We start from the raw sequence: 20,523 nt of genomic DNA, 5'->3' as shown, positions 1-20,523 counted from the left end.
CCAAATGCAGGTGCAACTGGATAATGAACAAGCTCAGGTCGCTTTCGGTGAAGCCCTGGGTAACGTATTGCAGGGACGCGGGCGTATTTATCTGGAAGGCGACTTGGGCGCAGGGAAAACGACGCTGACCCGCGGTGTATTGCGGGCCTATGGCTATCAGGGGGCGGTCAAGAGCCCCACCTATACGCTGGTAGAGCCTTATGAACTGGCAGGCCAGCGGCTTTACCATCTGGACCTGTACCGCTTGTCTGACCCTGAAGAGCTAGAGTTTATCGGCGGACGTGAGGTATTGGCAGATGATGCGCTGTGCTTGATTGAATGGGCAAGCCGGGGCGAGGGCTGGTTGCCAGCGGCGGATGTCTGCCTGCAGTTGGCGGTGGACGAGCCCGGACGCAGAGCCCGGCTAAGTGCCGGTAGCGACTTCGGCGAAAAGGTGTTGGCCACGTTAGCTGACCGCTTGTCTGGCTGTCCCCGGCAGGACGGTGTGTTTCAATGGTCATAAGCGCGATGGGGATCATTGCAAAGGTGATGAAAGTGTTGTCATTGCGCCAGATGGCGCTGAGCGTTGTGGCGATCATATCGGCGGGTCTTTGGACGTCGCTTCAGGCGGCTACCGTCGAGGGTATGCGGCTCTGGGCGGCGCCAGACCATGCGCGCCTGGTTTTCGACCTGTCGGGCGCGACATCGGCTGACGTATTTTCCCTGGATAATCCCGCTCGGCTGGTCATCGACCTGGAAAACAGCCAGCTTGAAGCCGACCCTGATAGCCTGTCGCTTGAAGACAGCGCCATCAGCGCGCTGCGCACCGGCACCCGTGAAGGTAATGGGCTGCGCGTAGTCCTTGAGCTCAATCGTGACGTTGAGCCGCGCCATTTTACACTGGCACCCAACGACCAATATGGACACCGGCTTGTGGTCGATCTGGAGTATCCTGGTGAAAGTGCGGTGGAAAACCCTATCGACCCTATCGAGGCGATGATTCGCGACCAGGAAATGGAAGCGCAGCGCGCCAGCGCTGAGACGCAGGTGGGAGACAGTCAGCAGGCGTCTTTGCCAGCAGATGAGCCGAGGGCCGCTGAAGAAGCCAAGCCGCACCCCAAGCGCGATATCATTATTGCCGTGGATGCAGGCCATGGTGGTGAAGACCCTGGGGCAATCGGCCCGTCAGGCACCCGTGAAAAAGACGTCGTACTCGATATTAGCCAACGCCTGGCCGATACCATCAATGCGGCCGAAGGTTTCAAAGCGGTGCTGATTCGCGATGGCGACTATTACCTTGGACTGCGTCAACGAACCCAGCTTGCCCGTGAACAGAAAGCCGATTTTTTTGTCTCGATTCACGCCGATGCGTTTAACAGTCCGCGCCCACAGGGAAGTTCGGTGTATGCGCTTTCTCAGCGCGGCGCAACCTCAGAAACGGCGCAGTGGCTGGCCGACAGCGAAAACCGCTCCGACCTGATTGGTGGGGTGGATGGCAACCTGTCTCTGCGCGATAAAGACCAGGTATTGCGGGGTGTGCTGCTGGATTTAACCATGACGGCGACACTCAACGACTCGCTGTCGATTGGCGGTCAGGTGCTGGATCAACTGGGCCGGGTTAACCGGCTGCATAAGTCACGGGTTGAACAAGCGGGCTTTATGGTGCTCAAGTCGCCCGATATCCCCTCACTGCTGATCGAGACTGGCTTTATCTCCAACCCTGACGAAGAGCGACGCTTGCGGGACCCTGTTCATCAGCAGCAGGTAGCCGAAGCGGTTTTCAGCGGCCTGAAGAGCCATTTTGAACGCTATCCGCCGCCGGCAAGCCTGCTAGCCTGGCAGCGGGATAATCAGCGCCGCCCAAGCGGCGACGAGTACCGCATTCAGTCTGGCGATACCCTGTCGGCGATTGCCGTGCGCCACGGCGTGCCGGTGAACCAGTTAAAGCAGGCGAACGACCTCAACGGGGATGTTATCCGGGTGGGTCAAGTATTGCGTATTCCCAGTTCATGAGGTTCTGTATTGACTGAAACAACGTCCACTATGCCGCGCATACACGTCTTGGATCCCCGGTTGGCGAACCAGATTGCCGCTGGGGAAGTGGTCGAGCGACCGGCCTCGGTGACCAAGGAATTGATCGAAAACGCCATTGACGCGGGCAGCCAGCGCATCGAAGTCGATATTGAAGCGGGCGGTGCGCGGCTCATCAAGATTCGCGACGATGGTATCGGCATTGGTGAGCAGGATCTGCCGTTGGCGCTTGCCCGCCATGCCACCAGCAAAATCGATAGCCTGGAAGACCTGGAAGGTGTCAGCTCACTGGGTTTTCGCGGTGAAGCGCTGGCGTCAATCAGCTCGGTATCGCGCCTGGAGCTGGTGTCCAATGCGCTGGACGACCCGCGCCAGGGTTGGCGAGTGGTGGCTGAAGGGCGTGGCATGGAGACGCGGGTAACGCCGGCGCCTCATCCTCGAGGCACCAGCGTGTCGGTTCGCGACCTGTTTTTTAATACCCCCGCGCGACGTAAGTTTCTACGTACCGAAAAAACCGAATTTGCCCACGTCGAGGAAGCTTTCCGCCGCCAGGCTCTATCGCGCTACGACATTGCCTGGACCCTGCGACATAATCAGAAAGTGGTCCATCAACTGCCACCGGGCGATACGGAAACGGCCCGTGAGCGACGCATTGCCTCGCTGCTCGGCAATAACTTTATTGAGCACGCACGCTATATCGAGCGCGAAGCCGGGGCACTTCGCCTGAGCGGTTGGGTAGGCTTGCCCACTCACTCCCGCGCCCAGGCGGATCAACAATACTTTTTTGTTAACGGCCGTGTGGTGCGCGATCGGCTGGTTGCCCATGCCGTTCGACAGGCGTACCGCGATGTTCTCTACAACGGGCGCCACCCGGTCTTTGTTCTTTACTTGACGCTTGACCCCGATGTGGTGGATGTCAATGTTCATCCTACCAAGCACGAGGTGCGTTTCCGCGACGGGCGGATGGTGCACGACTTTCTTTATTCAAGCCTGCATCACAGCCTGGCAGACGCCCGGCCCAACGCCGAAGACGCAAGCGCTGCTTCGTCATCTCAGGCAACGACCCCCGAAGAGAAAGAGACGCCGGGCGAGCCTGCCCGCTGGCAACAGCAGGGCATGGCGCTGTCACCCTCAGCGTCTCCATCAGTCGACCGGCACCCGGGTGGCGAACGGGTGCGCCGTTTCATGCAAGGGTATCAGGCGTTGCACCCTGACCATGAAGAGACATTGCTGACCCCCCAGCCGACTGCCCATGAGGGCGCACCCGACAAGGCACAGGGCGACGTGCGCGAAGTGCCGCTGGCCATGCCGGAGGCTGATCCTACCAGTGCGCCGCCGCTGGGGTTTGCCCTCGGCCAGCTTCATGGGGTCTATATATTGGCGCAGAACGTCCATGGCCTGGTGTTGGTGGATATGCACGCTGCCCACGAGCGCATCGTCTATGAGCGAATGAAAAATCAGTTGGCCGCGTCACAGGGGATCGACACGCAGCCGTTACTGGTGCCCGTGTCATTGGCCGCCAGCCGCAGCGAAGTAGCCACCGTGGAAAGTGAACGTGATGCGATCGCCAAACTGGGGGTAGAGCTGGATGTGGCGGGGCCTGAAACGCTGCTGGTGCGACAGCTTCCGGCCATGCTTGCGCAGGCGGATCCCGAGGCGCTGGTACGTGAAATGCTTGAAGAGCTGGCCCGTTTCGGGCGTACACACCAGGTCGAAGCGCGCATCCACGAACTGTTATCGACCATGGCATGCCACGGGAGCGTACGCGCCAATCGGCGACTGACGCTGGATGAAATGAATGCGCTGCTACGCGACATGGAACGTACCGAACGTAGCGATCAGTGCAATCATGGTCGCCCGACCTGGACGCAAATGGACATGAAAGCCCTGGATAGGCTATTCATGCGCGGTCAGTAACGGCTATGTTGGGATTAGGTATGGTGAGCGGAGTTTTACCAGCGAATGGCTGATACACGCCCTTGGGCAATTTTTTTAATGGGGCCGACCGCCTCGGGGAAAACCGATACGGCCATAGCGCTGCATGAGCGGTTGGGTTACCCGTTGATCAGTGTCGATTCGGCGATGGTGTATCGTGGCATGGATATCGGTAGTGCCAAGCCCAGTGCCGATGAACTTGCCCGCGCGCCACACCGATTGATCGATATCCGTGACCCGGCCGAGCCGTATTCAGCAGCCGATTTTCGCTGCGATGCGCTTGATGAGATGCGACAAATCAGCGCGGCGGGCCAGGTGCCGTTGCTGGTAGGCGGTACCATGCTTTATTACAAGCACCTGATCGAAGGTGTCGCCAATCTGCCGTCGGCGGACGCTTCCATCCGCAAAGAGTTGGAAGCGAGGTGGCAGGCAGAAGGGCTTTCAGCCCTGCATCGAACATTGGCGGAAGTGGATCCGCCTTCCGCGCAGCGTATCCATCCCAACGACCCTCAGCGCCTCATGCGTGCTCTGGAAGTGTATTACGCCAGCGGTCGTCCCATGAGCGCATTGTGGGCTGAACAGCAGCCGGAAACCTTTCCCTGGCGGGTATTGTCGATAGGGTTATTGCCCGTGGATCGTGCGATATTGCACCAGCGCATCGCACAGCGGTTTGAAATGATGTTGGCAGAGGGCTTGATAGATGAAGTCGCCGCCCTCAAACAACGTGATGACTTGCATGGTAATTTGCCCGCCATTAAAAGCGTTGGTTACCGACAGGTTTGGGATTACCTGGAAGGTCGTTATGATGACGCAATGCTACGCGAGCGCGGCATCATCGCTACCCGACAGCTCGCCAAGCGGCAAATTACCTGGCTGAGGCGTTGGCCGTCACTGCATTGGATCGATACTCTGCAGCCCGACGCCTTGGACAAGGTGCTGAAAATCGTGCGCGGAAGCGGTGCTTAGCGTAAGATAGAAGGTTCGTAAGTCATGATTTCGAGTGGCCGAGCGAGCAGGCCTTTGGCCAATAAGATGTCGGCGTAGCACCAGTTGGGCACGCCATCCATAATTAACCCCCAACGACAGTTTTAGGGAGAGCAACATGTCCAAAGGGCAGTCCCTTCAAGACCCGTACCTGAATATTTTGCGCAAGGAGCGCATTCCGGTCTCTATTTTCCTGGTCAACGGCATCAAGCTGCAGGGCCAGATCGAATCGTTTGACCAGTTTGTCATCTTGCTGCGCAATACCGTCAGCCAGATGGTTTATAAACATGCGATTTCAACCGTCGTACCATCACGAAATGTGCGGTTGCCTGCACAAGATCCGGCCGCTCCGGACGAAGATGAGTAACACGGTGGGATCAGCAAAACAGTCCACGAGGTATTGATTGTTTTTTGAACGCCCTGAAGCCGGCGAAACGGCAGTGCTTGTTCACGTTGATTTTCAGGATGAGCAAGCGCGCGAAGACCCGGGTGAGTTTTTAGAGCTCGTACGTTCTGCCGGTGCAGAAGCTGCGACATTGCTCACGGCCAGCCGACACCGCCCTGATTCGCGCACTTTTATCGGGTCGGGCAAGTTGGAAGAGCTGCGGGCAATGCTCGCAGCTCACCAGGCTGAGCTGGTCATCTTTAACCATGGTCTAGGCCCATCGCAGCAGCGTAATCTTGAGCGTGAGCTCAAATGTCGCGTGCTGGACCGGACGGGCCTGATTCTGGATATTTTTGCACAGCGTGCACGCACCCATGAAGGTAAGCTACAGGTTGAGCTTGCTCAGCTTGAATACGTATCCACGCGCTTGATTCGCGGGTGGACTCACCTGGAGCGCCAGAAGGGCGGTATTGGTCTGCGCGGCCCGGGTGAAACACAGTTGGAAACCGATCGGCGGCTCCTCCGTGGCCGTATCAAATCGATAAACAAGCGACTTGATAAAGTGCGCAGCCAGCGTGAGCAGAACCGCCGAGCCCGTGCGCGAGCCGAGATTCACAGCGTCTCGCTGGTTGGCTATACCAACGCAGGAAAATCAACCCTCTTCAATGCATTAACGCAGTCGCACGTGTATGCTGCCGATCAGTTGTTCGCAACGCTTGACCCGACATTGAGACGTCTGGAAATTGAAGATGTAGGGCCCGTCGTGATGGCCGATACCGTCGGTTTTATCCGTCACCTGCCCCACAAACTCGTGGAAGCGTTTCAGGCCACGCTCCAGGAAGCGGCTGAAGCAACCCTGCTGGTGCATGTCATCGATGCCGCCGACCCCGACCGTGACCTTAACGTCGAGCAGGTCGAGCGTGTTCTGGAAGAAATTGGTGCCGATGATGTTCCGGTCCTGAAGGTCATGAATAAAATTGACAAGCTGGACAGCGCGCCCCGCATTGAGCGTGATGGACAGGGAAGGCCCGATGTCGTGTGGCTTTCAGCTCAGGAAGGCAAGGGGCTTGAGTTACTCCACGAAGCGCTCACGGAGCGTCTGGCGAGCGATGTCATTGGCTTTTCGCTAACGCTAGCCCCCGAGCAGGGCAAGCTGCGTGCGGGTCTTCACGAATTGAATGCCGTGCAGGAGGAAGCATTCGATGAACAGGGACGTTCGGTGTTGAACGTGCGTTTACCGCGACGCGACTTTAACCAGTTGATGGCGCAGCTTGGCGAACGCGCCAATACCTACTTGCCCGCCGATCTGCGCGAAACGAGCGAATGGTGAGCTCTCGTGGCAGCGGGCGGGCACGAGCGCCCGGTCAGTGACCGAACAAGCTCCAGATTGCATAATACTAAATTGCGCTTTGGCCCCGTGTTAACGTCGGTGCTTGAGCGTGAGTGAATACCTCAGTGGAGACGAAGTATGGCCTGGAATGAGCCCGGTGGTGGCAACCAGCATGACCCTTGGAGTGGTGGTGGCCGACGAGGCGGTAGCGACGGCGGTGGAAACCGCGGTGGCAATAACGATGGCAACAACGGCAACAAAGGAGGCAACAACCAAGGACCACCCGATCTCGATGAAGCGCTGAAAAAGTTTCAGGATAAGCTCAGTAGCATGCTCGGTGGTGGCAAGAAATCCGGCGGTGGCGGTAACAAGGGCAGTGGTGGCGGCAAGCCTCGTAATGTCTTTGCACTTCCGGGCTTGTTGATCATTGTCGCACTGGCGATCTGGGCCGCGATGGGCTTTTACGTAGTGGATCAATCCGAGCGTGGAGTGGTGCTTCGTTTCGGCGAATACCAGAACACCGTTACCCCAGGGCTGCAGTGGAATCCGCCGTTGATCGACGAAGTGCGAATGGTCAATGTGACGCGTGTGCGCTCGCTGACCCAGACCCAGTCGATGCTGACCCGGGATGAAAACATCGTTGAAGTGGAAATTTCCGCTCAGTATCAGGTGGCCGATCCGCGCAATTTCGTACTCAATGTACGCGACCCGGAGCTGTCGCTGGATAACGCCCTCGATTCGTCGCTGCGTCATGTGGTCGGTGGAACCGACATGATCGATATCCTGACCTCGGGTCGTGAAATCCTGGGCAGCTCGGTATCGAGCCGTCTGCAGTCCTACCTGGACAACTACGGCGCCGGTATTCAGCTGCAGACCATCAACATCGAGTCTACTTCTGCGCCGGAGCCAGTCATCGATGCGTTCGATGACGTTATCCGCGCCCGTGAAGATCGTCAGCGCACGATCAACCAAGGCATAGCCTACGCCAACGCGATCATCCCTGAGGCTCAGGGTCAGGCACAGCGGTTGGTCGAACAGGGCCAAGGTTATCGTGAATCGGTCGTGGCCGAAGCGCAGGGTCAAGCCAATCGCTTCAATTCACTGCTCGCCGAGTACGAGAATTCGCCTGATATCATGCGTGAGCGTATGTATATTGAAGCCATCGAAGATGTCTTTGGCGAAACGCCCAAGGTGCTGCTGGACGTGAGTGAGAACGCACCGATGATGTACCTGCCGCTCGAGCAGTTGAATCGTCGCCAGGGTGCCGCCGCCTCCCAGCAGGGCAACAGCGACGGTGTCGATCCGCAGGTGCTTGAAAGCCTGCGCAGCGGTAACAGCAGCAGTCAGAGCAGCAGCTCCTCATCCAACAGCAGCTCTATCCGCAGGGAGGGCCGGTAAATGATCAATAATCGATCCCTGCTAATCGTTGGCGGCATTGCCGCCGTTGCGTGGCTTGCCAGTAACACGCTTTATGTTGTCGATGAAACCGAACGTGCGGTCAAACTGCGCTTCGGTGAGGTCATCGAAGAGGACATTCAGCCAGGCCTGCACGCCAAGATGCCGATTGCACAGACCGTACGTACCTTCGATACTCGTCTGCTGACGCTGGATACCGACACCAGTCGCTATCTGACCCAAGAGCAGAAAGCGGTCATTGTCGATTCCTACGTCAAGTGGCAGGTGGTCAATCCCACTCGCTACTACGAGGCCACCGCAGGGGATGAAATGATGGCGACGCGCCTGATTCAGCCCCGCGTCGACGAAAGCCTGCGCAACCAGTTTGGTCGCTTGAACCTTCAGCAGATCATCGCCGAGGAGCGCGACGACCTGATGGACGGCCCGACCGAGGAGCTCGACGCGCTGATGCGTGAAGAGCTTGGCGTGGCGATTCGCGATATCCGTATCAAGCGTATCGACCTGCCGGACGACGTATCGGCCGCAGTCTATGAGCGGATGCGCTCAGAGCGCGAGCGTGAAGCCCGGGAATGGCGTGCCCAGGGTCAAGAAGAGGCCGAGCGCATCCGTGCGAACGCGGATCGCCGCCGCCAGGTGCTTCTGGCCCAGGCCACTGAGCGTGCCGAAACCCTGCGCGGTGAGGGGGATGCCCAGGCAGCTGCGATCTTCTCGGAAGCCTACGGTCAAGACCCGGAGTTCTTCACTTTCTGGCGCAGTCTGAATGCCTATCGTGAGAGCTTCTCGGGAGATGACAATCTGCTGGTGCTGGAGCCGGATAGCGACTTCTTCCGCTACCTGCGCAGCGCCATGCCCGACGAAGACAGTTAAGCATTTGACGTAGTCCCCGTCGGACACCGGCGGGGTTCAACGCGTCACAAAACGTGGTAGACTTTATCAACCGGGCGTCGCCCGGTTTTTTTGTGGCCCTATGTCATTGGGTCTTCATTATTGTCGTCTCGCAGGATTGTTCACATGACCATTGCTGACCGCTGGCTATTGCCCGACGGCATGGACGAAGTGCTGCCGCCTCAGGCAAGCCGTATGGAAGAGCTACGCCGGACGTTGCTGGATCTATACCATGGCTGGGGCTATGACCAAGTCATGCCACCGCCGGTGGAGTTTCTGGACTCTCTGCTTACCGGCACGGGAACCGACCTGGACCTCCAGACCTTCAAGTTGACCGACCAGTTGACGGGGCGGATGATGGGCGCGTCGGCGGATGTCACGCCGCAGGTGGCGAGAATGGACGCCCATTCGCTCAAACGCCAGGGGCCGGTGCGCCTGTGCTATTGCACCAACGTATTGCGTGCCAAGGCAGATCAGCACCAGGGGGGACGCAGTCCTGTCCAGGTGGGGGTCGAGCTGTTTGGCCACGCCGGGCTTGATGCCGATAAGGAAATTATCCACCTGGCGTTGTCCAGCCTGCAGGCGGCAGGTGCCGAGGAAATCCACCTGGCGTTGGGGCATATAGGCATCTATCGGAGCCTGGTAGAGGCGGCGGAATTGAACGCCGAGCAAGAAGCGCAGCTGTTTGACGCCCTGGCGCTGAAGTCACCAGGCCTGCTGGCAGAAAACGTCAGCGCCAGCGTGACAGATCCTGCCTTGGCCGAGATGCTATTGGCCCTGGGCGAACTGCATGGGGATGCGGATATTTTGCTTCAAGCGCGCGAACGCCTGGCGGGTGCACCCGCGTCGGTGGTCGCGGCGCTGGACCAGCTGGATGCCCTCTATCAAGGTGTGCTGGCACAGTTTGATGTGTCGTTGTATTTTGATCTGGCCGAGTTGCGCGGCTATCAATACCACACCGGCATGATGTTTGCGGCCTATGTGCCAGGCTACGGCCATGCCCTGGCGAAAGGCGGTCGCTACGATGATACGGGGCGTGCCTTCGGTCGTGCGCGCCCGGCAACCGGCTTTTCGATGGACTTGAAGCAACTGGCCTCACTGGACGTGGCCTCGCCGGCGCAAGGCGCAATATGGGCGCCCGCCGAGCAGGCCGCATCGCTTGATGCTGCCATTGCCGTGCTGCGTGAGCAGGGCGAGCGGGTAATTCAGGCGCTGCCAGGGCAGCGTACGGGACCGGCGGAACACGGTTGTGACCGCCGTCTTGAGTTTATCGATGGTCGTTGGCAGCCAACGACACTGACACAAGAGACGAGTGCATAATGGGTAAGAATGTCGTAGTCCTGGGAACCCAGTGGGGCGATGAAGGCAAAGGCAAGATCGTTGATTTGCTGACCGAGTCAGCGTCGGCGGTGGTGCGGTTTCAGGGTGGTCATAACGCGGGTCATACGCTGGTGATCGACGGTGAAAAAACCGTGCTTCACCTGATTCCTTCCGGCGTGCTGCGGCCTGGCAAGACCTGCATCATCGGCAATGGCGTGGTGCTCTCGCCGGAAGCGCTGATCAAGGAAATTCGCGAGCTTGAAGCCAAAGGCGTTCCGGTGCGTGAACGGCTGCGCTTATCGCCGGCCTGCCCGTTGATCCTGCCATACCACGTGTGCCTTGATCAGGCGCGGGAAAAGGCCCGCGGTATCGCCAAGATTGGCACGACAGGCCGGGGGATTGGCCCCGCGTATGAAGATAAGGTTGCCCGCCGGGGGTTGCGCCTGGGTGATATGCTTCACCGCGAACGGTTTGCTTCCAAGCTGGGCGAAGTGCTCGACTACCACAACTTTGTCCTGGTCAATTACCACGGCGAGCCAGCTGTGGACTTCCAGAAGGTGCTCGATAACGCCATGCAGATGGCCGAAGAGCTGCGCCCCATGGTGAGCGATACGGTAAGCATGGTTCACGATCTGCGCAAAGCCGGAGAGAATATTCTCTTCGAAGGTGCCCAGGGGTCGCTGCTGGATATCGACCACGGGACCTATCCGTTCGTGACCAGCTCCAACACCACCGCGGGTGGTACGGCGACGGGGTCCGGTGTTGGTCCGCTGTATCTGGACTATGTGCTGGGTATCACCAAAGCCTACACCACCCGCGTCGGGTCGGGTCCGTTTCCCACCGAGCTGTTTGACGCCCACGGCCGCCATCTGGCCGAGAAGGGCCACGAGTTCGGCGCTACCACCGGCCGTCCGCGGCGCTGTGGCTGGTTCGATGCCGTCGCGCTCCGCCATGCGGTGCAAATCAATTCGGTGTCGGGTATCTGTCTGACCAAGCTGGACGTGCTCGACGGGCTGGAAAATATCCGCGTCTGCGTTGGTTACCGCAGCAAAGACGGTGACGTGCTCGATACGCCAGTGGATTCGGAAGGCTACGAGGCTCTCGAGCCGGTCTATGAGGATCTGCCTGGCTGGAAAGAGTCGACCCTGGGCGTGAAAAAGGTCGAAGACCTGCCGGCCAATGCACGGGCCTACATCAGCTTCCTGGAAGAACAAGTCGGCACCAGCATCGACATTATTTCCACGGGCCCGGACCGTATCGAAACGATTGTGCTGCGCAATCCGTTCGATGGATGATCGCTGAATAGCTGACATATTCTGTCGGGTGGGCGTAAAAAGGGGGCGACGTGTTCGCCCCCTTTTTAGGTCTGGCATTCGAACGCTTAAAAATCGATGCCCCGGCGCGCCTGGATGCCGTTGTTGAAGGCGTGGCGGACTTCCTGCATTTCGGTCACCGTATCGGCCATGGCGACGAGTTCGCGGTGGGCGTTACGGCCGGTAATAATCACGGTCTGTTCGCGTGGCCGCTTTTCTATGGCGGCCTTGACCGTGGCAATATCCAGATAGCCAAACTTGAGCATGTAGGTGATCTCGTCCAGCACCACCAGGTAGGTGTCGGGGTCGGCCAGCATTTTCTCTGCGTCTTGCCATACCGCCTGGCAGGCCTGGGTATCCGCTTCACGGTTTTGCGTTTCCCAGGTGAAACCGGTGGCCATGATGGCAACGCTCAGGTTGGGATCTTCTTCCAGGCGGTTGCGCTCGCCGCACTCCCACAGCCCCTTGATAAACTGAACAACGCCAACTTTATAGCCGTAGCCAAGGGCGCGGGTCACCGTACCCCAGGCCGCTGTCGTCTTGCCCTTGCCGTTGCCGGTGTTGATGAGCACTAGACCACGCTGCTCGGTGGCATCTGCGACCTTCTCATCGACGCGTGCCTTGAGTTTTTCCATTGATGCTTTATGGCGTGTATTGCGGTCAGACATGGATTTTCCTCAGGGTCGAGAATAGGGGGTGCGGTGTCCTAGGTTAAGCGATTCATCGTGCCTTGAACATCAAGGCGTATCCCCTTTTATTCCACGATAAGTTGGCTGGATTCAGTATTTTGGCGATTTCTACCGACAGAATTGGCCGGTAGGGGGCTGGCTGCTCTAGAATAGTGGGTCATGTCCTGTCAGGAATCCGTCTATGCCCTCATTTGATATTGTCTCTGAGTTTGATCAGCACGAAGCGGCCAATGCCGTCGACCAAGCGAATCGCGAAGTCCAGTCACGTTTTGATTTCAAAGGGGTGGATGCTTCGTTCATCCTCGAAAAGGACACTGTTCAGTTGGAGGCAGAGGTCGATTTTCAGCTCAAGCAGATGCTCGACGTGCTGCGTAATCGGTTAATTGCACGAGGCATCGACGCGCGCTGCATGGATATCAAGGATCCCGTTCTGTCCGGTGTCAAAGCCCGCCAGGAAGTCGCTCTCAAGCAAGGCCTGGATCAAGCCGAGGCCAAGGACATCGTCAAGCGTATCAAGGCCAGTAAGCTTAAAGTCCAGGCACAAATTCAGGGTGAAAAGGTGCGTGTCACAGGTAAAAAGCGTGACGACTTGCAAAGCGTCATGTCGCTATTGCGCGGTGAGGGAGGACCGGAACTACCGCTTCAGTTCGATAACTTCCGGGATTGACCCGACGCCCTGATAGTCTCTGTACGCCGCCAATAACAGCACTGACCATAAGGAGTTTCTCATCATGTCTGATCCGCAGCCGGTTTATTTAAGCGATTACCAGCCTCCCGCCTATCGGGTGACCCATACCGAGCTGACGTTTGATCTTGACCCCGCCGCGACCCGAGTAAAAGCGCGCCTGCAAATCGAGCGACAAGCATCGGCCAATGCTGATGAACCACTCACGCTTGACGGTCAGCAACTGACCCTTGACGCCTTGCTGATTGATGGTAGCCCATTGGCGGATAACGATTATCAGGTAAGCGATGAGGGGCTCCGTATAGAACGGGTGCCTGCGCGCTTTACCCTGGAAAGTGAGGTGCAACTCTCGCCCAAGGATAACACCGCCCTGGAAGGCCTTTACCAATCCAACGGCATGTTTTGCACCCAGTGTGAGGCGGAGGGGTTCCGCCGTATCACCTTTTACCCTGATCGTCCGGATGTGATGTCGACCTTTAAAGTGACCGTCATCGGCGATCGCGAGCGCGAACCCATTCTGCTCGCCAACGGTAACCCGATTGAGCAAGGCGATCTTGAAAACGGTCGTCACTTTGCCGTCTGGGAAGATCCGCACCCCAAACCCTGCTACCTGTTTGCTCTGGTCGCTGGGGATCTGCATAAGGTGGAAGACCACTTTACCACCCAGTCTGGGCGAGACGTAACACTGCAGCTTTGGGTGGAAGAGGAGAATCTGCAGAAAACCGATCACGCCATGGGGTCACTCAAGCGCGCCATGGCGTGGGATGAGGAAGCTTACGGGCGTGAATACGATCTTGATCTGTTCATGATCGTGGCGGTCAACGACTTCAATATGGGGGCCATGGAAAACAAAGGCCTCAATATCTTTAATTCGGCGGCGGTATTAGCCCATCCTGATACGGCCACCGATGGCGCCTTTCAGACAGTTGAGGGCATCGTTGCCCACGAATATTTTCACAACTGGTCGGGGAACCGGGTGACCTGCCGCGACTGGTTTCAGCTGTCCCTGAAAGAGGGTTTCACCGTCTTCCGCGACCAATGTTTTTCCGCCGAGACCAATTCTGCACCTGTTAAGCGCATTCAGGACGTGTCGTTTTTCCGCACGGCACAGTTTGCCGAAGACGCGGGACCAACGGCCCACCCGGTACGGCCTGATCACTATATTGAGATCACCAATTTCTATACGCTGACCATTTATGAAAAGGGCGCTGAAATCGTCCGCATGTTGTGCAATCTGGTCGGCTGGGACGCCTTTCGGCAAGGGGCGGATCGTTACTTTGCGCGCTTCGACGGCCAGGCGGTAACCATCGAAGACTTCGTGGATTGCATGGCAGAGGCCTCGGGACTTGACCTCAGTCAGTTCATGCGCTGGTACTCCCAGGCGGGAACCCCGGAAATCGATGCCCATGGCGAGTATGACTATGCCCACGGCGAGTACCATTTGACGCTGCGTCAGCGGACCCCCGCCACGCCGGGCCAGGTGGATAAAGAGCCGTTGCATATCCCCATCGCCATGGGCCTGGTGGGTACCAAGTCGGGCCAGGACCTGGCGCTTACCCTGGAAGGCGAAAAGCTCGGCAAAGAGACCGTCATCCACCTGCGCGAAGACGAGCAGACCTTCGTATTTACCGACGTGGCCGAGGCCCCTGTGCCTTCGCTGCTACGTAACTTCTCCGCCCCAGTGAAGCTGCATTTCCCGTATTCACGTGAAGATCTTGCCTTCCTGCTGACCCAGGATAGCGATGGATTCAACCGCTGGGATGCCGGGCAGCGGCTGGCGATGCTGGCGCTTGATGACTTGATTGCCGCTCACCGCAATGGTGTTGAGAAGGTAATGGACAGTCGTGTCGTCGAGGCATTCCGAACGCTATTGAGCAATACACCGTCGGACAAGGCGGTGTTGGCCGAAATGCTGACGCTACCTTCGGAAGCGTACATTGCCGAGCAACAGCCGATTGTCGACGTCGATGCCATTCATGCAGCCCGAGAGTTTGTCCGACAGTCACTGGCGATGGCGCTGCGTGATGAGTTCATGGCGACCTTTGAGGCCAATCGTTCCAGTGAACCCTATGCGCCGACCCCTGAGCAGATTGCCCAGCGCAGCTTGAAGAACGTGGCGCTCAGCTACCTGATGTCGATTGAAGACGAGCAGGGCGTGGCGCTTTGTGAAGGTCAGTTTGCGGCGAACCACAACATGACCGATGTTCGCCATGCCTTGACGCTGCTGGTTCACAGTGACCGCGACGACCTGGCCTCTCCGGCGCTTAAGACCTTCGGTGAAAAGTGGGCCCATGACCCGCTGGTCATGGATCAGTGGTTCACGATTCAGGTGTCGCGTCCCCAGCCGGACGTGCTCGATCGAGTGAAGTACCTGATGGACCATCCGGCCTTCTCGCTGAAAAACCCCAATCGCGTGCGCGCGCTGATTGGTGCTTTTGCCCAGAACCGTGTCAACTTTCATCGCCTGGATGGACAGGGCTACGCCCTGCTGGCGGATGTGGTGATTGAGCTGAATCGGTTGAACCCGGAAATAGCGGCACGTCTGATTACGCCGCTGACCCGTTGGCAGCGGTTCGATGAAACGCGGCAGGACTTGATGCGGTCAGAGCTTGAGCGCATTCAACGCGAACCGCTCTCGAGTAATGTATACGAGGTGGTTGAAAAAGCACTTGCGTAATGATCACGAAGGAGCGACGACGAAAGGAAATCTCAGTGACGACACCAAAGAAGCGTTTTTTACTCATTGTTAATGGTAAATCAGCCGGTAATGCGGCGTTACGTGAAGCGGTAGCTGAGCAGAGAAAGGCAGGGATGCCGATTAGTGTTCGGGTAACCTGGGAAGCAGGTGATGCCGAGCATTTTGCCGAGTCCGCCGTCGATATGGGAATGACGCATGTGATTGCCTGTGGCGGGGATGGTACCGTCAACGAGGTGATGAACGGCCTGATGCGTCTGGATAAGGACCGACGGCCGGTCATGGGGATTGTGCCGCTGGGTAGCGCTAATGACTTTGCCACCTCGGTAGGCTTGCCGCTGGAGCCGTCAGAGGCGCTCTCGGCGGCGTTGACGCTGTCTGATTACCCGATTGACGTCGTTAAACTATGTGCCGAGAGCGACACTGAGTCGGTCTCCAGCTATTACGTTAATATGATGACGGCAGGCTTTGGTGCTGAAATTACCTCGTCGACCCCCAAAATGCTCAAGCGCATGTTGGGGGGTGGGGCTTATTCCCTTATGGGAGCCGTCAAGGCATGGCGACATCATAGCTACCGTGGCACGCTATATTGGGATGGTCACGAAGAGTCGACGTCGCTTTTACTGCTGGCGATTGGCAATGGTCGCCAGTCAGGCGGTGGGCAGGTGTTGGCTCCCAGGGCGAAATTGGACGACGGTCATCTCGATATTCTCGTGGTCAAGGATTTTCTCACCGCGAAAGCGCTGCCGGACTTGGTTAGCGAATTACAGAATTTCCCCAGCCAGGGTCGTTTCGTGCGCTATGTGTCGGCGGATGCGCTCAGCGTGTCGACACTATCTGAAGACCCTCCCTGGCCGTTAACACTGGATGGTGAAGCGCGCCATTATCGACGCTTTCGCGCTGACGTTGTGCCGTTGGCCATCCATGTGGTGCTGCCCGATGAATGTCCACTACTGTCATCGGTCGTAGAGACCTGAAACTGATAACCCGTCATTGACCCATTTTACAGAGGCGATGAGGCGTACACATTGAGGAGACAACATAAATGACTAAAAGCGTTTGGCTGCCCGTGCTAGCAGCTGTCATGTTGGTGGTCAGTGGCTGTGGCGATAACGACGAAACGTCGAACGCCAACCAGCAGGAAGAGTCCGCTTCACCATCAAATGATGCAGACGCAGAGTCTGCTGATGCTGAAGTAGCGACTGACGCAGCTACTGAAGAAGAGACAGAGGCGGCCGCCGACGCGCCTGACACCAGCGGCGACGAGGCAGAGGGCAATGCCACTGAATCGCGCCAGGCGGAAGAAGAGTTGGAGAGAACCGAGGCCGCCCTTACGAGTGAGCAGGCTGAGGAAGACACGACCCCACAGACTGAAGATGTCGACGCCGACGAGGACACCCTGGCCGCTGACCCTGAAGACGTGCTGGAGGAAGGCGGGGCAATGCCCGGTGAAGCAACACGGTCGGATGTTGACGACATGATTGCCGAAACCGAACGCCGCTTCGATGAGGCGCAGCAGCGGCTGGAAGAACAGTTCCAGGAGGTCGAGCAGCAGTCACCTGTTGTCGAGCCTATCAGCGATGAAGAGATGGAGGAGCGCTGGGAGTTTGAAAGCAGTCTACCTGAGTCGGTGCGGGACGGAGAGCGTACGCGCGGTAGTAATATCGATGAGCTGATCGAAGACACCGAGCGGCGCTTTGAAGAGGCCGAGCAGCGGTTGAATGAACAGTTTGAATCAATCGAGGAAGAACGCCCCGAGAGTTTTGAACTGGAGGAGTGATTTCCCTGGTGAGGCTTTCAGGGACATAAAAAGGCCCGCATCAAGATGCGGGCCTTGGGCGCGATGGCATATTACGCAACGCGGATGTTGGAAGCCTGGAGGCCTTTTTTACCTTGGGTCACCTCAAAGCTGACTTTCTGACCATCCTGCAGGCTTTTGAAACCTTCAGCTTGAATTTCGGAGAAGTGAGCAAACAGATCGTCACCACCGTCATCCGGAGAGATGAAGCCGTAGCCTTTGGTATCGTTGAACCACTTGACAGTGCCAGTTGCCATTTTACATTTCCTTCACGAGCTTGATGTTCAAGCGAGGCGCTATTGCAGCCCCGCCTGAATTACTCTAGAAGTAAAAAAACCAGTCGTCCAGTCACAATGTGATGAATCTCTTCTACTCTGTGAGTGCCTTTTTATGACGCCATTCAACCTAATCGATGCACAGTTTGTGCCGTTCGTCATTGCCATCACGTTGCTGTCGATCACCCCGGGGGTCGATACGCTGCTGGTGATTCGCAACACCGCCAGGGGCGGTCTGCGTGACGGCGTTGCCACCAGCATGGCGATCTGCAGCGGACTGTTCGTGCACGCTACCATCTCGGCAATGGGGATTTCGCTGATCCTGCTACAGTCGGCCTGGGCGTTTCACGTCTTGAAGCTGGTGGGGGCTGGCTATTTGATTTGGCTGGGCATCAGCAGCCTGCTGGCGGCGCGGCGTGGCCAGCCATTGCCGGTAAAAGGTGTGATGGCCTCTGATACGGCCGTTCCGCTCTGGCAGCCGCTGAAAGAAGGGTTTTTATCCAATGTGCTCAACCCCAAGACGGTGGTGTTTTACATGGCATTTTTGCCGCAGTTCATTGCCCCGAGCGACCCGGCCCTGGTCAAATCGCTATGGTTGGCAGGCGTACACTTCGTGATTGCCAACCTCTGGCAAATCAGTGTGGTACTGATGGTCGGCAGCGCCGGAAAATGGCTGGCCAGCGCGCGTTTTGCGCAAACGCTCAACGCCATGACCGGCGCTGTACTGGTGATGCTGGGTATTCGCCTGGCATTTTCTCAGCGGCCGGTGTAACGCGGCCGCGGCCCGTCTCTGGGCGTATATCAATCGCGAATCACCAGCGCCCGGTTGTAACGCACCTGCTTTTCGCCGTCGCTCAACAGCGACACCCCGTCGCTCGAGCCATTGGCAAGGCTTTCAAAAATGGCGCGATAACTCAGCACGGCCTGTACGTAGTTGCGCGTTTCACGGTAGGGAATGCGCTCCACAAAGAGGTCAAAGGCCTCGATGCTGTAATCTCCCAGCCAGCGATCCACTCGTCCAGGGCCTGCGTTGTACGCCGCCGCAGCGGCTAAACGATTGCCCTGGTAACGCTGCAGCTTGTCGCGCAGGTAAGTGCTGCCCAGGCGAATGTTCAACTCCGGGTCAAGTACGCCGTAGGGGCCAGGGTCATCGAGACCCAGTTGGCGGCTTACCTGGGCGGCGGTGCCGGGCATCAGTTGCATCAGCCCCCGGGCACCGGCAGGTGACAGGGCATTGGGGTTGTAGGCGCTTTCACGGCGGGTAATCGCCATTAGCAGGTAAGGGTCCACGCCGCTAATGCGTCCCCAGTGGATGAAATCGTCGTGGTAGGCCTGCGGGAAGCGCCACTCGAGAGCATCCCACATGCCCGCCGCGATGGTGGTCTGTACCAGCCGCGCATGCCAGCCTTGTTCGGCGGCGAAATCGGCCAGCGCCCGGGCTTCTTGCGTAGATGCCTGCTGAACGGCATGCAGCCATTCACTGTTGGCCAAGCCGTCTTCGCCGATGCGCATCAATGCCTGGGTACGCTGCACCATGGGGAGTTGCGCGATACGCTCACGTGACGCGTCGTCAAAATAGAAGCGTTCATTGTTCAATGCCAACGGTTGCCCCAGGCGCTCAGCAGCGGCAAAACCGTAAAAATTACGCTGTGAAGCCGCTTGCTGGAAATGCGTTGTGGCCGCCGTTTGATCGCCTAGCTGCTCGCTGGCCCGGGCGAGCCAGTATTGCCACCGTGCATCCGCTTTCTGCTCGGCGGGCATTTGGGTAATCCAGTGGCGCACCGCTTCCCATTGATGAGCTTGAAGAGCGCGGCGAACCCGCAACTCGAAGACGCGCTCGCTGTCCAGGCGTGGCAAGACGCTATCCACCCACGCCATCGAATTGGGCACTTCACGCACCAGTACGTAATACGCCAGCTCTTCTTCGATAAGCCGCTGATCGCTGGGCAACAGGCTCAAACGCTCGGCCAGGGAGCGCCACACGGAGAGGGCCTGCGGGGTGTCATCCAGCGTAAGGCGCTGCATTGCCGCCTGGTAAAAAGTGGCCGTGGCCTTGCATTCAGGGCCCAGGCAGGTGGGAGCACCGAGTATGCGCTGCGGGTCGCTGTCCACCGCTTCGTAGGTATCAATGGCGGTTTGCCAGCGTCCGCTTAATTGATTGCTCAGGTAGTCGGCCAGCCCAGGATTACCTGCCTGCCAGGCGAGCATCAGGCGTTCCCAAATCAACTCGCCATCGATGGTGCCGTTAGCCCTCAAGCGGTCAAACAGCGGATCGCAGGCGTTCGGTTGGGATTGGCCCACAAGCCAGAGGCGTTGGCCTGCCTCGGCCGCTTGTTGAGGGGCAATGTCAAAATGAGCCGTGTGGTAGTGGCATTGCCGGGCAGCGCCGTTGGGCTCACCATTGCTGACCGCCCGCACACGCCCATACTGGCCTGCCTCTCCGTATTGGTCGATGGCCTGACCGCGCATCCAGTCGCTCAACGGCGAGTCGCTGTGGGTATCGATATAGCGGTTGACCGTTTCCGGCGGCAGGTCAGGTAGCTGGTTGCGCAACCGATGATAAGTGACATAGCCACTTAACGGATGATCTTCAATGGCCGCCATATCAATACGGTCCCATTGCTGGTTGCGAGCGGCATCAAGGGCATCGCGCATTGCACTGTCGCTGACGCCCCACGACATGCTTGGTAAACAGGCAATGAAAGCAATGGATAATACGCGGGCAGTGCGGGGCATGGTGCTTCCTCAATACGGCATTGGGTGGCCTGGGGTGCTGAACTATCCTAACGCAAAAGACTCCGAC

Annotated in this window: 18 protein-coding genes; 15 read left to right on the top strand and 3 right to left on the bottom strand. The window is 58.1% G+C overall.

Features of this window, described 5'->3' with window-relative positions; translation table 11 throughout:
* Nucleotides 1-4 precede the first annotated feature (4 nt).
* From tsaE to ADS46_RS14375, 10 genes are all read left to right on the top strand, one after another.
* Nucleotides 5-502 (top strand): tRNA (adenosine(37)-N6)-threonylcarbamoyltransferase complex ATPase subunit type 1 TsaE, encoded by a 498-nt coding sequence (tsaE, locus tag ADS46_RS14420; RefSeq protein ID WP_066321198.1) that lies wholly within the window; start codon nucleotides 5-7, stop codon nucleotides 500-502.
* A 50-nt stretch (nucleotides 503-552) separates the two neighbouring features.
* Nucleotides 553-1,992, top strand: coding sequence for an N-acetylmuramoyl-L-alanine amidase (locus tag ADS46_RS14415; RefSeq protein WP_234346841.1), 1,440 nt, complete (start codon nucleotides 553-555; stop codon nucleotides 1,990-1,992).
* Between the two features lie 30 nt (nucleotides 1,993-2,022).
* The gene (gene mutL / locus ADS46_RS14410; RefSeq protein WP_066321196.1) at nucleotides 2,023-3,927 is read left to right on the top strand and encodes a DNA mismatch repair endonuclease MutL; all 1,905 of its coding nucleotides are present in this window, start codon (nucleotides 2,023-2,025) and stop codon (nucleotides 3,925-3,927) included.
* Between the two features lie 45 nt (nucleotides 3,928-3,972).
* Entirely contained in the window at nucleotides 3,973-4,911 is a 939-nt protein-coding gene (miaA, locus tag ADS46_RS14405) for a tRNA (adenosine(37)-N6)-dimethylallyltransferase MiaA (RefSeq protein ID WP_066321195.1), read from the top strand.
* Between the two features lie 136 nt (nucleotides 4,912-5,047).
* On the top strand, nucleotides 5,048-5,296 hold the full coding sequence (hfq, locus tag ADS46_RS14400) for an RNA chaperone Hfq (protein ID WP_066321194.1): 249 nt from the start codon (nucleotides 5,048-5,050) through the stop codon (nucleotides 5,294-5,296).
* A gap of 37 nt (nucleotides 5,297-5,333) precedes the next feature.
* Nucleotides 5,334-6,644, top strand: a complete 1,311-nt coding sequence (gene hflX / locus ADS46_RS14395; protein WP_066321190.1) for a ribosome rescue GTPase HflX — start codon at nucleotides 5,334-5,336, stop codon at nucleotides 6,642-6,644.
* A gap of 138 nt (nucleotides 6,645-6,782) precedes the next feature.
* The gene (gene hflK / locus ADS46_RS14390) at nucleotides 6,783-8,042 is read left to right on the top strand and encodes an FtsH protease activity modulator HflK (RefSeq protein WP_066321189.1); all 1,260 of its coding nucleotides are present in this window, start codon (nucleotides 6,783-6,785) and stop codon (nucleotides 8,040-8,042) included.
* Nucleotides 8,043-8,927, top strand: coding sequence for a protease modulator HflC (gene hflC, locus ADS46_RS14385; protein WP_066321187.1), 885 nt, complete (start codon nucleotides 8,043-8,045; stop codon nucleotides 8,925-8,927). It abuts the gene before it with no gap.
* A 144-nt stretch (nucleotides 8,928-9,071) separates the two neighbouring features.
* On the top strand, nucleotides 9,072-10,265 hold the full coding sequence (locus ADS46_RS14380; RefSeq protein ID WP_066321185.1) for an ATP phosphoribosyltransferase regulatory subunit: 1,194 nt from the start codon (nucleotides 9,072-9,074) through the stop codon (nucleotides 10,263-10,265).
* The gene (locus tag ADS46_RS14375; protein ID WP_066321184.1) at nucleotides 10,265-11,560 is read left to right on the top strand and encodes an adenylosuccinate synthase; all 1,296 of its coding nucleotides are present in this window, start codon (nucleotides 10,265-10,267) and stop codon (nucleotides 11,558-11,560) included. The genes ADS46_RS14380 and ADS46_RS14375 overlap by 1 nt, the downstream gene beginning before the upstream one ends.
* Before the next feature lie 86 nt (nucleotides 11,561-11,646).
* Here ADS46_RS14375 and cobO read toward each other — a convergent pair whose 3' ends face one another.
* On the bottom strand, nucleotides 11,647-12,246 hold the full coding sequence (cobO, locus tag ADS46_RS14370) for a cob(I)yrinic acid a,c-diamide adenosyltransferase (protein WP_066321182.1): 600 nt from the start codon (nucleotides 12,244-12,246) through the stop codon (nucleotides 11,647-11,649).
* Between the two features lie 202 nt (nucleotides 12,247-12,448).
* Between cobO and ADS46_RS14365 the strand changes: the two genes are divergently transcribed.
* The 4 genes from ADS46_RS14365 (at nucleotide 12,449) to ADS46_RS14350 (ending at nucleotide 17,427) form a co-directional block, all read left to right on the top strand.
* Nucleotides 12,449-12,934 carry a YajQ family cyclic di-GMP-binding protein gene (locus tag ADS46_RS14365; protein WP_066321180.1) on the top strand — a complete coding sequence of 162 codons (486 nt, stop codon included), beginning with the start codon at nucleotides 12,449-12,451 and terminating at the stop codon, nucleotides 12,932-12,934.
* Between the two features lie 64 nt (nucleotides 12,935-12,998).
* Nucleotides 12,999-15,629: an aminopeptidase N gene (gene pepN / locus ADS46_RS14360; RefSeq protein ID WP_066321179.1), complete on the top strand. Its 2,631-nt coding sequence runs from the start codon at nucleotides 12,999-13,001 to the stop codon at nucleotides 15,627-15,629.
* A 35-nt stretch (nucleotides 15,630-15,664) separates the two neighbouring features.
* Nucleotides 15,665-16,624 (top strand): lipid kinase YegS, encoded by a 960-nt coding sequence (gene yegS, locus ADS46_RS14355; RefSeq protein WP_066321178.1) that lies wholly within the window; start codon nucleotides 15,665-15,667, stop codon nucleotides 16,622-16,624.
* A 68-nt stretch (nucleotides 16,625-16,692) separates the two neighbouring features.
* The gene (locus ADS46_RS14350) at nucleotides 16,693-17,427 is read left to right on the top strand and encodes a hypothetical protein (protein WP_066321173.1); all 735 of its coding nucleotides are present in this window, start codon (nucleotides 16,693-16,695) and stop codon (nucleotides 17,425-17,427) included.
* Nucleotides 17,428-17,498: 71 nt separating this feature from the next.
* Here ADS46_RS14350 and ADS46_RS14345 read toward each other — a convergent pair whose 3' ends face one another.
* Nucleotides 17,499-17,702, bottom strand: coding sequence for a cold-shock protein (locus ADS46_RS14345; protein ID WP_066321172.1), 204 nt, complete (start codon nucleotides 17,700-17,702; stop codon nucleotides 17,499-17,501).
* 133 nt (nucleotides 17,703-17,835) lie between these two features.
* Between ADS46_RS14345 and ADS46_RS14340 the strand changes: the two genes are divergently transcribed.
* Nucleotides 17,836-18,492, top strand: a complete 657-nt coding sequence (locus ADS46_RS14340; protein ID WP_066321171.1) for a LysE family translocator — start codon at nucleotides 17,836-17,838, stop codon at nucleotides 18,490-18,492.
* A gap of 29 nt (nucleotides 18,493-18,521) precedes the next feature.
* Here ADS46_RS14340 and ADS46_RS14335 read toward each other — a convergent pair whose 3' ends face one another.
* Entirely contained in the window at nucleotides 18,522-20,456 is a 1,935-nt protein-coding gene (locus ADS46_RS14335) for a transglycosylase SLT domain-containing protein (RefSeq protein WP_066321170.1), read from the bottom strand.
* Nucleotides 20,457-20,523 lie beyond the last annotated feature (67 nt).

It is taken from the genome of Halomonas sp. G11, from assembly GCF_001663515.1.
Lineage (GTDB): Bacteria > Pseudomonadota > Gammaproteobacteria > Pseudomonadales > Halomonadaceae > Vreelandella.
This window is presented reverse-complemented; position numbering and strand designations above follow the sequence as displayed.

Coding starts and splice junctions, on each gene's coding strand:
- ADS46_RS14365 (WP_066321180.1), top strand. CDS start 12,449: ATGCCCTCATTTGATATTGTCTCTGAGTTTGATCAGCACGAAGCGGCC.
- tsaE (WP_066321198.1), top strand. CDS start 5: ATGCAGGTGCAACTGGATAATGAACAAGCTCAGGTCGCTTTCGGTGAA.
- ADS46_RS14415 (WP_234346841.1), top strand. CDS start 553: ATGGCGCTGAGCGTTGTGGCGATCATATCGGCGGGTCTTTGGACGTCG.
- miaA (WP_066321195.1), top strand. CDS start 3,973: ATGGCTGATACACGCCCTTGGGCAATTTTTTTAATGGGGCCGACCGCC.
- hflC (WP_066321187.1), top strand. CDS start 8,043: ATGATCAATAATCGATCCCTGCTAATCGTTGGCGGCATTGCCGCCGTT.
- cobO (WP_066321182.1), bottom strand. CDS start 12,246: ATGTCTGACCGCAATACACGCCATAAAGCATCAATGGAAAAACTCAAG.
- mutL (WP_066321196.1), top strand. CDS start 2,023: ATGCCGCGCATACACGTCTTGGATCCCCGGTTGGCGAACCAGATTGCC.
- ADS46_RS14335 (WP_066321170.1), bottom strand. CDS start 20,456: ATGCCCCGCACTGCCCGCGTATTATCCATTGCTTTCATTGCCTGTTTA.
- ADS46_RS14380 (WP_066321185.1), top strand. CDS start 9,072: ATGACCATTGCTGACCGCTGGCTATTGCCCGACGGCATGGACGAAGTG.
- pepN (WP_066321179.1), top strand. CDS start 12,999: ATGTCTGATCCGCAGCCGGTTTATTTAAGCGATTACCAGCCTCCCGCC.
- hflK (WP_066321189.1), top strand. CDS start 6,783: ATGGCCTGGAATGAGCCCGGTGGTGGCAACCAGCATGACCCTTGGAGT.
- ADS46_RS14375 (WP_066321184.1), top strand. CDS start 10,265: ATGGGTAAGAATGTCGTAGTCCTGGGAACCCAGTGGGGCGATGAAGGC.
- ADS46_RS14350 (WP_066321173.1), top strand. CDS start 16,693: ATGACTAAAAGCGTTTGGCTGCCCGTGCTAGCAGCTGTCATGTTGGTG.
- hfq (WP_066321194.1), top strand. CDS start 5,048: ATGTCCAAAGGGCAGTCCCTTCAAGACCCGTACCTGAATATTTTGCGC.
- ADS46_RS14340 (WP_066321171.1), top strand. CDS start 17,836: ATGACGCCATTCAACCTAATCGATGCACAGTTTGTGCCGTTCGTCATT.
- ADS46_RS14345 (WP_066321172.1), bottom strand. CDS start 17,702: ATGGCAACTGGCACTGTCAAGTGGTTCAACGATACCAAAGGCTACGGC.